Source organism: Anaerosporobacter sp., assembly GCF_031551385.1.
GTDB lineage: Bacteria > Bacillota > Clostridia > Lachnospirales > Lachnospiraceae > Anaerosporobacter.
In genome coordinates, this window is record NZ_JAVBNS010000019.1 from 1 (window position 1) to 11,504 (window position 11,504).

Sequence of the window (11,504 nt, forward strand, 5' to 3'; positions counted from 1 at the left end):
CAGAAGGTGAAAAACCAGAAGGTTTCTATCCGGAAGTGGAAGACTACATCGGAGAAGGTGGAGATTTCCTAAGACCTACAGCAATCCTTACTAAACAAGAGACAGTAAAGAAAGATTCAAGTGTAAATGGATATGAGGCAATGGGTGCAATTCAATTTGAGAAGATAGTTTTAGGACCAAAGGAAGAATGCAGTTTCATCATCTTTATTGGTGCAGATAAAAACCCAGATACCATTGAAGAAATAATTAAAAAATATAATACAGAAGCCAAAGTAGAAGAAGCATTTAAAGCAATGCAAAAACACTGGGATAAACAAAGAAATGTAAACATTCAAACAGGTGATTCAAAGTTTGATAATTTCATGCAATGGGTTAGTTTTCAACCAATCCTAAGAAGAATCTATGGTTGTTCCTTCCTACCTCATCATGACTACGGAAAAGGTGGAAGAGGTTGGAGAGATTTATGGCAAGATTGCTTGGCACTTACGTTGATTAATCCAAGCAGTATACGAGAAGCAATTATCAATAATTATGCTGGAGTAAGAATTGATGGAAGTAATGCAACTATCATTGGACAAAAGCAAGGCGAGTTTATTGCAGACAGAAACAACATCGCAAGAGTATGGATGGATCATGGATTCTGGCCACTTGTAACGACTGATTTATATATTCAACAAACAGGAGATTTGGATATTCTGTTAGAGAAGGCAACATATTTTAAAGATAAACAAATCGAGCGTGGAGAAGCAACAGATACAGAATGGACTGCTTCAGATAGCAGATCACTTACAACAACAGAGAACAAAGTGTATGAAGGAAGTGTATTAGAACATATATTACTTGAGAATCTTACAGCATTCTACGATGTAGGAGAACATAACCATATGCGACTTCGAGGAGCAGACTGGAATGATGCACTTGATATGGCAAATGCAAGAGGAGAGAGTGTTGCATTTACAGCTGCTTATGCAGGAAACTTTGATACAATGACAAAATTGTTTGAGCAATTAGTGATAGCGGGAATTGAAGAAGTTGAGATTGCCCAAGAGATGTCTGTATTACTTGAACAAGATGTTGTTCTATATGAAAGCATAGCACAGAAAAAAGCGTTACTAAAGGAATACTATGTGAAATGTGGTAGAAATATTTCCGGAAAGAAAGTATCTGTTTCATGTAAAGAGTTAATCAGTAATTTAAAACAAAAGGCAGAATGGTTAAAACAACATATTAGAGAGAATGAGTGGATTGAAGAATCACAAGATGGTTGGTTTAACGGCTATTATGATAACTCTGGTGAAAAGGTAGAAGGCGTATTTGAGCAAGGTGTTCGAATGATGTTAACAAGCCAAGTGTTCACAATTATGTCAGAGACAGCAACAGCAGAGCAAGTTAAGCAGATGACAAGTGCTGCGGATAAATATCTATACAAAGCAGAAGTTGGTGGCTACCGTTTGAATACGGATTTCAAAGAATTGAAATTAGACCTAGGTAGAATGTTTGGATTTGCATATGGTCATAAGGAAAATGGAGCAGTATTCTCTCATATGACAGTTATGTATGCGAACGCATTATATAAGAGAGGTTTTGTAAAAGAAGGATATAAAGCACTAGATACTCTTTACAGACAGGTTGCGAATGCAGATGTTAGTAAGATTTATCCAGGAATTCCAGAGTACTTTAATGATAAGGGAAGAGGAATGTATCATTATTTAACTGGTGCTGCAAGTTGGCTTATGCTAACAGTTGTAACACAAATGTTCGGTGTTAGAGGACTTGGTGGAGACTTATTAATAGAACCAAAGTTACTAAAAGAGCAATTTAATGAAGAAAAGACAGCTATGATAGAAACGGTATTCGCTGATTATGAATTAGAAGTAGTAATTGTTAATGAGGCAGATAAAGAATACGGAGAATATGAAGTAGCAGAGGTATATGTTAACGATAAACTTATCACAGAAGATGATAAGATTGCGAATAAAGGAACTGCTTGTATATGCAAGAAAGAATATATACAAGGTTTAGTAAAAGAGATGAAACATCAAATAAAAGTAATTCTTCGATAGTATATTATAAGGATTATGGTTTATATGGAATATCCCGCAAGGTGTTTTTTGTGAGTGTAGCGAAGCGAAAGTCACAGAAAACCCGAGAATTACAAGCGCGAAATTATGCAGTATGCATAATTTCTGTGCATCGCGGAGCGTGTTAATGGTCACGGGAGTGAACAGTAACTTATAAAGGAGATGGAGTATGCAAGCACAGAATGAATTAACAAAAAATAAATTAGACGAAAACAAAAAATATCAAATTAGTAATTATGGTAAGCAAACAACATTTGCAAGTTTCTTACCTGGTATCAGTGGGAAACATGGTATTCCAATCTGGTGCTACTATGTAAATCGTGGTCAAGGTGTTACGAGCTTTGGTGTGGATTGTAAAGACCGTGCGATTATGGAATTCTTCCCAGCGCACCAAGCATATCAAAATGTTAAGAAACAAGGGTTCCGTACCTTTATCAAAAAAGATGGAAACTATTTCGAGCCATTTAAAGAAGATTATAACAATACGACAATGGCAATTGGAATGAATGAATTAGTAATCAAGCATTATGATGAAGCAAACCAAATTGAAACAAGCGTAATGTATTATGCATTACCAGGTGAAAAAGTAGGTGCGTTAGTTCGTGAAGTAAGTGTTAAAAACGTATCAGACAAAGATTGTGAAATTGAAGTATTAGATGGTATGCCTGCTGTAATTCCTTATGGTGTAAATATGGCATCTATGAAAGAGATGGGACAAACAACGAAAGCTTGGATGCAAGTAGAAGATGTTGTATCAAGAATACCATATTTCCGAGTTCGAGTAAGTATGGAAGATACAGCAAGTGTAGAATCCGTAGAAGGTGGAAACTTTGCCCATGCAATTAATGATAAGGGCGAGCAATTAGTAGCGATTGTAGATCCTGCAATTGTTTTCGATTATGACACTGGATTAGATGATGCAATTGGATTAAAGAATGAAACATTAGATGCATTAGTAGAGAAAAAACAAGTTACACAAAACAATTTGCCATGCTGTTTCTTTGCAGAGAAAAAGGTAGTAAAAGCTGGAGAAGAAATTAAGCTATATGAATTGTTTGGTCAGGTTGAGAATAAAGAAATCCTTACTTCTTGTAAGGAAAACTGGTTAAAAACAGAATTCTATAGTGAGAAACAGGAAGAAGGAAATGCATTAGTTGAAGAGGTTTGCAAATCAATTGAAACAAAGACAGGAAATGCATTGTTTGATGAATACTGTAAGCAAACATATCTTGATAATGTATTACGTGGTGGATATCCAATTGAATTAGCAAAGAACAAAATCTTCTATCTATATTCAAGAAAGCATGGTGATATTGAAAGAGATTATAACTATTTCCGTATGTTACCTGAATACTATTCACAAGGAAATGGTAACTTCCGTGATGTAAATCAGAATCGTCGTGAAGATGTACGTTTCCAACCATATGTAAAAGATATCAACATAAGAACCTTCTATAACATGGTTCAGATTGATGGATATAATCCATTACAAGTAGAAAAAGTTAGTTATACATTAGAAGCTCAACAAGTGGAAAAGATTCTTCGAGTTGTTCCAGAAGCAAGCAGAGCAAAATTAGCAAAAGTTTTAGAAAATCAATTTACTCCGGGAAGATTCTTTATGACAGTAGAAGAGTGTCAATGGGATAGCAAAGAGCAAGAGAACGAATTTGTGAATATGGTACTTGAACAAGCGAAAGGGGAAACATCAGGTTCGTTTGGAGAAGGATACTGGAGTGATCATTGGACATATAACTTAGATTTAGTAGAAGAATATCTTCATGTATATCCAGAGAATGAGAAAGAACTTTTATTTGAAGATTCTAGCTATACATACTTTGAAACAAAAGTAGCGATTCTTCCAAGAAAGAAACGTTATGTGAAGACAGACAAGGGAATCAGACAATACAATTTCCTTGATAAAGCGAAAAAGAAAGACTGTAACAACGATAAGCTAAGAAGTGCTGACGGAAAAGGCGAAGTTGTAACAGGAACGTTAATGGAGAAGATTTTACTACTCAGTACGTTAAAATACGCAACACTTGATCCATATGGAATGGGCGTAGAGATGGAAGGTGGAAAACCTGGTTGGTATGATGCCTTAAACGGACTTCCTGGAATCTTTGGTTCTTCTATGGCAGAGACATATGAGTTAGCTAGAATGTTAACATTTGCAATTGATAAACTATCTTCTTATCGCCAATCAGTAATTGTATTCAGCGAATTAGCAGAATTAATAGAAACATTAGAAGCAATAACAGATAAACAAAAAGCCGGGAATGAGCAATTAGAATTCTGGAATGCAGCAAATGACTGTAAGGAACTTTATAGAGAGAAAACAGTATTTGGTGTAGCAGGAGAAAAGAGAGCACTTTCAAACGGATACTTAGTTACTGTTCTTGAAAAATGGTTAGAGGTAGTAAAACAAGGTATTAAGAAAGCAGTTGAATATGGTAATGGATTATGTCCAACCTATTTTAGCTACGAAGTAACAGAATATTCAGAAGATGAGAATGGAATTAATCCAACGGAATTCAAAGTGGTTAATTTACCATACTTCCTAGAAGGTCCTGTTCGTTATATGAAGATTGTAAATGAAGAAAATGAGAAGAAATCGTTATATAACAAAGTAAAAGAGAGTGATTTGTTTGATAAGAAATTATCTATGTATAAAGTGAATGCATCATTACAAGAAGCTTCTTATGAGATAGGTCGTTGTAAAGCATTTACACCAGGTTGGTTAGAGAACGAATCAATATGGTTACATATGGAATACAAATATCTGTTAGAGCTTCTGAAAGCTGGCTTATACACAGAATTCTTTGAAGATTTCCATAATGCATGTGTACCATTCCTTGACTATGAGATGTATGGAAGAAGTCTTTTGGAAAATTCATCATTCATAGCTAGTAGCGCAAATCCAAACGAAGCGATTCGTGGAAAAGGTTTTGTAGCAAGATTAAGTGGTTCAACAGCAGAGTTTCTTAATATGTGGCAGATTATGATGTTTGGTGAAGCACCATTTGGAGTAGAAGATGGCGAACTTGTAATGCAATTACAACCTGCAATTCCAAGCTATCTGATTACAGAAGATTGCAAGATAGAAGCGGTATTATTCAGTAAAACAAAAGTAACTTATAACTTTGAGAAACAAGCAGATGTAATTCCTAATAATTATGTTATTCAAACAGCAACCGTTACATGGGAAGATGGAACTGAAACATCTTATGAAGAAGGTGTTATCAAAGGTGATGCAGCAGTTCGCATTCGTAACGGAGAAGCAGCAGAGATTCAATATTCGATTGGAGGAATGAATTAAGATGAAAATTACAACAATAACAACAGATTATAATGAAGGTAAATTCTTAGAAACAACAAATGTAACAGAAGGTGTAGAAGTAGGAGCAATGAATGTTGTAAACCTATATCCTGATGTTACATATCAAGAAATTCGTGGTTTTGGTGGTGCATTTACAGAAGCAGCTGGATACACAGTTTCTAAACTTAGTGAAGAGAAGCAAAAAGAAATTGCAGAAGCTTACTTTGGTGAAAGTGGAATCGGTTATTCATTAGCTAGAACACATATTAATAGTTGTGACTTTGCACTTGGAAATTATGCCTATGTAGAAGATGAAACAGATACAAAGCTTGAAACATTCACAAGAGAAAGAGATTATCAATACATTGTACCATTTATTCGTTTGGCACAAGAAGTTTCAAGAGATGAAATTGAATTTCTTGCATCTCCTTGGAGTCCACCAGCATTCATGAAGACAAATGGTGAGATGAACCATGGAGGACAACTAAAGGAAGAATACAGAAAGCTATGGGCAGAATATATCTGCAAATACATTAAAGAATGTCAAGCAGACAATATTCCAATCTCAAAGATTACCGTACAAAACGAGCCAGAAGCAACACAAGAATGGGATTCTTGCCGTTATAGTGCAATTGAAGAGATGGAATTCGTTCGCGATTACCTTGGACCAACGTTAAAAGAGCAAGGTCTTGGTGATATCAAAGTTTATATCTGGGATCATAACAAAGAGATTATGTTCGAAAGAGCAAAAGACATCTTACAAGATGAAAAAGCATCTGAATATATTGCAGGTATTGGATTCCACTGGTATACAGGAGATCATTTTGAAGCAGTTAGCTTAGTAAAAGAGCAATTCCCAGATAAAGAGTTATTATTTACAGAAGGTTGTGTAGAGTTCAGCAGATTTATGGATTCAAACGATGTGTATAAAGCAGAAATGTATGCACATGATATTCTTGGAAATCTAAACGCTGGTATGAATGGATACTATGATTGGAACTTAGTATTAGATGAAAAAGGTGGACCAAATCACGTAAATAACCTTTGTGCAGCACCAATTATGTGTGATTGTACAACTGGTACTTTTGAGAAGAGACTTTCTTATTACTATGTTGGTCATTTTAGCAAGTACATTCGTAGAGGAGCAAAGAGAATTGCTACTACAAGATATTCAGAACAAATTGAAGTAACAGCATTCGTAAATCCAGATGGAGAAAAAGTTGTAGTTTTATTAAATAAGCAAGATAAAGATATGCCAGTATCATTAAGAGAATATGGAATGGGTACAGATTTAGTAGTAAAGGCACACAGTATTGTAACTTTAAGAATTGAAGAATAATAGGGGTGATGTGCATGGATGGAAAGATAAAAAGCAAACATTTTATCGGTATATTCGTCGTTGCTGCACTGCTTGTGATTGGAATTGTTATAGCTTGCTTCACGTTTCGTGAAGCAAGCTATAATCCCACAGAAACAGTGGTAGTAACAATTGATAAGGAAGAGATTTACTTAGATGAAGTATTGTATCATGTAACACTATCTAGAATGCAAGGTCAATTATATGCTGCATTTATGAATGATGAAGATTATATGACACGTGATTATGGAGACGGAAGAACAATGGGCGAAGTAATGAAGCAGGAATCAATGGATACCGCAATTCGCTATGAACTTTTATATAAACAGGCATTAAAAGACGGATATGAATTAACGGAAGATGAAATTGCAGATAGTAAGCAAAGAGCAGAGAGCATTCTAAAAACAATACCAGAAGAAGATATGAAAAGTACTGGATTAACAGAGGCTAAAATAATTCTTATTCAACAGAAGATTGCCCTAGCAACAAGATACTATCAAAATGTATATAATGATACTTCTTTGGAAGAAGAAGAGCTGTATGAGCAGATAAAAGAGGGTCATCAAATTATAGTACAAAAAAAGGTGTGGAATTCGGTAGAATTTTAATGAAAGTGCATAAAAGACAACATAAAAAAAAGACACCTATTTAAAATTAGGTACATTAACGTAGTATATGAAACCCGTTATAATTAAGATATAAAAAAGACGGAGGGATGAACATGGCAGATACAACTCTGGCAACAAAAAAAACCAAGAAGTATAAAAACAAACAGAGTTTTTTTAAACAATTATCAAATCAAAAATATCTTCAAGTAATGGCACTGTTAGGTGTGATATGGATGATAGTATTCAACTACATTCCAATGGGCGGTATTGTAATCGCATTTAAGAAATTCAAGATTACAAAGACAATCGCAGAAGCACCTTGGGTGGGACTAACGTATTTCAAAGAGTTCTTCATGGATGATAATTTCGCAAGTATCATGCAGAACACATTAGGTATCAGTTTTCTAAAATTACTTATTGGATTTCCATTACCAATCATTTTCGCATTACTATTAAATGAAATTAGAAATCTAAAATTCAAGAAATTAGCACAAACAATTTCTTACCTACCTCACTTCCTTTCATGGGTTGTACTTGGTGGTATCATGGTAACTTGGTTATCAAAGACAGGCGTTATCAATGACGCATTAGTAGCAGCACATATTATTAAAGAACCAATTTCTTTCCTGGGTGATCCGAAGTACTTCTGGGGATTGTCCATTATATCAGATAGCTGGAAAGAGCTGGGGTGGTCAGCGATTATCTACTTAGCGGCAATCGCAGGAGTTGACCAACAGATGTATGAAGCAGCAACCGTAGATGGTGCAACAAAGATGCAAAAGATTATGAAAATCACATTACCATCAATTACAGGAACAATTGCTTTAATGCTTATCCTACAAGTGTCAGGTTTGCTAAATTCAAACTTTGACCAAATATTAATTCTTAAAAATCAAATCAACATATCACGAAGTCAAGTTATTGATACATATGTATACCAAGTTGGTATGACGATGGGTAAATATTCTTATGCAACAGCAGTTGGACTTTTCAAATCGGTAATCGCTCTGATATTACTTGTTACAGCAAACAAGACAAGTAAGAAGTTTCTTGGCAGATCATTGTACTAGGAGGGGGATTCGATGAAGACGACAAAAGTAAAAAATAAAATCAAACGTTCTCGTGGGACGATGATATTCGACACATGTAATGTAATTTTCATGTTAATAATTTGTTTCTTGTGCTTGTATCCAATTTGGTACGTTGTTGTAAATTCACTTAATGATGCAAACGATGCACTACAAGGTGGAATCTACTGGTGGCCAAGAAAATTCTCACTTGCAAACTACAAGAGTGTATTCTCTAATGGTAGTGTTGTACAGGCTTTTAAGGTAACCGTAGCAAAGACGTTAATCGGTACAACAATCAATGTATTGTTTACAGCAATGGTAGCATATCCGTTATCAAAAGCTAGATTAATTGGTAGAAAATACTATATGGCAATTGGAACAGTAACAATGTTCTTCTCAGGTGGTTTAATACCTTCGTTCCTTTTGTTTAAAAATTTACACTTGTTAAATAATTTCTTAGTTTATATTATACCAGCAGCATTCAATTTCTTTAACTTGTTAATCTTCATTAACTTCTTTAAAGAGATACCAGCAGCACTTGAAGAATCTGCTAAAATTGACGGAGCACATGACTTGAAAATCTTTATGAAGATTATTATTCCATTATCAAAACCAGTATTTGCAACAATCGCATTATTCGCAGGTGTAGGTCAATGGAACGATTACTTCGGTGGTTTGATGTACATGACAAACCGTACAGACTTAGAACCAATCCAAACATTCTTATATCGATTGGTTGCACAAGTACAATCTTCACAGATGGCAGGAAACATATCTGTACAGATTAAGACATCAGATACAACATCAACAGCTATTAAGTTAGCGGCGATGGTTATCACTACTTTACCTATCTGCTGTGTCTATCCATTCTTACAAAAGTATTTTGTTAAAGGTATGATGGTAGGAGCAGTTAAGGAATAAACAATAATGTATTTTTAAGGGAGGAAACACTATGAGAAAGAATTTCAAAAAGGGTATCGCATTGTTTTTAGCAGCAACAATGATGTTCTCTGTAGTTGGTTGTGGTGGAAACAAGAAAGAAAACAACAAATCTAACGACAAAAATGTAACTACAACAACAAATGACAAAACAAACACACCTGACACTCCAGCAGAACCTGACAACACTGGTGATGTAGTAACAGATGAAGTTACTCCAGGTTGGAAACAACATGCTGACGAGAAGGTAGATTTTACTTGGTATATCAACTTCTCTTGGTTTACAACTCCATGGGGAGAAAACTTAGTATCTAAGACAATTACAGAAGAAACAGGCTGTAATATCGAATTTATCGTACCAGCAGGTAACGAAGCAGAAAAATTAAACTCATTAATCGCATCTGATACATTACCAGACATCTTAACATTAGGATGGTATGAAGGTCAAGTTAACCAAATCGTTGAAGATGGTATGGTTTACGCATTAGATGAATTAGCAGCTGAATATGACCCATACTGGTTCGAAGTAGCTGATGAAGGACGTGTTGGCTGGTTTACACAAGCAGACGGACATGTTTACGGATATCCAAACTCTTCATTCTCTCCTCAAGATTATGAAAAGTATGACAATATCTCTTCAAACCAAACTTTCTTAGTTAAAAAAGATATTTATGAAGCAATCGGAAGTCCTGATATGACAACTCCTGAAGGATTCAAAGCAGCTGTAAAAGCAGCAGCAGAACAATTCCCAACAATCAATGGACAACCAATTATTCCAATCGGAGCTCATGAGTTCGGTGGAACAGGTAACGTTTCATTTGACCAATACTTATGTAACTTCTTAGCAGTTCCATATGAAAAAGATGGACAATACTATGATCGTTATACAGATCCAGAATTAGTTCGTTGGTTAAAAACTTTCCGTGAACTTGGAGAACAAGGCTACTTAGCAGATGATATCTTCATCGACAAGAGAGCACAAATGGAAGAAAAAATCGCTCAAGGACGTTACTTCTGTATGTTATACCAAAGAACAGACTTAGCAGATCAAGAAAAAATATTATATGCAAATGATCCAAACAGTGTATATATCGCAGTAGATGGACCAAAGAACTCAAATGGTGATGACTATACATTACCAGGTACAGGTATCAACGGTTGGTGTTTAAATATGATTTCTAAAAACTGTAAGAATCCAGACCGTGCAATTCAATTATTCTCATACTTAATGAGTGAACACGGACAACATATGACTTGGTTAGGTGTTGAAGGTGATATGTGGACTTACAATGCAGATGGTATCGAAACAGCAAATGATGATGTAAAAGCATTATGTAGCTCAGATCGTTCTGCTTATGACAAACAATACGGTGCAGATTCTACATACTGGATGTTCCAAGATAACGCAATGTCATTAAAATGGGCAGTACCTACTCCAGAACCACTTGGACAAATGGAACAATGGACTTTCCCTTATGTTATGACAACATCTCAATATGATATTTCATTACAAGCAGATACAGAAGAAGCAGATATCAAATCTAAGATTGATAATGAATGGGGTGTAGTTTTACCTAAATTATTATTAGCAAAGACAGAAGCTGAATTTGATAAAATCTGGGATTCCTTTATCGAAAAGAGAAAAGGCTATGGTCTTGATACTCTTACTGAAAAACAAACAGAGTTAATGAATATCGCAAAACAAAAATTAGGCGTTAACTAATTTTGAAAAAGTAATTTAAATTAATACTCATGATTTTAGGGCTGTAGCAAATAGTTTCGTTTTTTGTAGCAGCCCTAATTTTCAATTTTTAACTTTATAGAGTAGTGGGTACTGTATAATGTGAGGTTTGGAGGCGTTTGTGATGAAACCAAGGAAGAAAAACAAGAAGAAAGAAATTAGCGTAAAAAGAAAAAGAGATGATAGAAAAAAAGATAAAGTGAAACGGAATCGATTAAATCGATTAAATAGTGTAAAAGTAAAACTAATTACAGCATTTTTTATACCTGTGTTATGTATTGTTTTACTTGGAATGGTTACTTATAAGAAAGCTTCGAGAGGCTTAATTAATAATTTTGAAGCATCCAGTTTTAGTACGATACGAATGATGGCGGATTATTTTAGAGTGGGTT

Annotated in this window: 7 protein-coding genes and 1 pseudogene; all 8 read left to right on the top strand. The window is 34.9% G+C overall.

Features of this window, described 5'->3' with window-relative positions; translation table 11 throughout:
- Positions 1 to 2,063 (top strand): GH36-type glycosyl hydrolase domain-containing protein (locus tag RMR19_RS03125; RefSeq protein WP_310602036.1); only part of this gene is annotated, 2,063 nt, incomplete at its 5' end.
- Positions 2,064 to 2,250: 187 nt separating this feature from the next.
- The gene (locus tag RMR19_RS03130) at positions 2,251 to 5,397 is read left to right on the top strand and encodes a hypothetical protein (protein WP_310602037.1); all 3,147 of its coding nucleotides are present in this window, start codon (positions 2,251 to 2,253) and stop codon (positions 5,395 to 5,397) included.
- 1 nt (position 5,398) lies between these two features.
- A complete protein-coding gene (locus RMR19_RS03135) occupies positions 5,399 to 6,736 on the top strand; it encodes a glycoside hydrolase family 30 protein (RefSeq protein WP_310602038.1) in 1,338 nt (445 codons plus the stop codon).
- Between the two features lie 14 nt (positions 6,737 to 6,750).
- A complete protein-coding gene (locus tag RMR19_RS03140) occupies positions 6,751 to 7,362 on the top strand; it encodes a hypothetical protein (protein WP_310602039.1) in 612 nt (203 codons plus the stop codon).
- Positions 7,363 to 7,475: 113 nt separating this feature from the next.
- A complete protein-coding gene (locus RMR19_RS03145; RefSeq protein ID WP_310602040.1) occupies positions 7,476 to 8,432 on the top strand; it encodes an ABC transporter permease in 957 nt (318 codons plus the stop codon).
- A 12-nt stretch (positions 8,433 to 8,444) separates the two neighbouring features.
- Complete coding sequence (locus tag RMR19_RS03150; RefSeq protein WP_310602041.1) at positions 8,445 to 9,353, top strand: carbohydrate ABC transporter permease; 909 nt, start codon at positions 8,445 to 8,447, stop codon at positions 9,351 to 9,353.
- A gap of 31 nt (positions 9,354 to 9,384) precedes the next feature.
- Complete coding sequence (locus tag RMR19_RS03155) at positions 9,385 to 11,094, top strand: extracellular solute-binding protein (protein WP_310602042.1); 1,710 nt, start codon at positions 9,385 to 9,387, stop codon at positions 11,092 to 11,094.
- Between the two features lie 142 nt (positions 11,095 to 11,236).
- Positions 11,237 to 11,504: pseudogene (locus tag RMR19_RS03160) on the top strand (hypothetical protein); the annotation flags it as partial.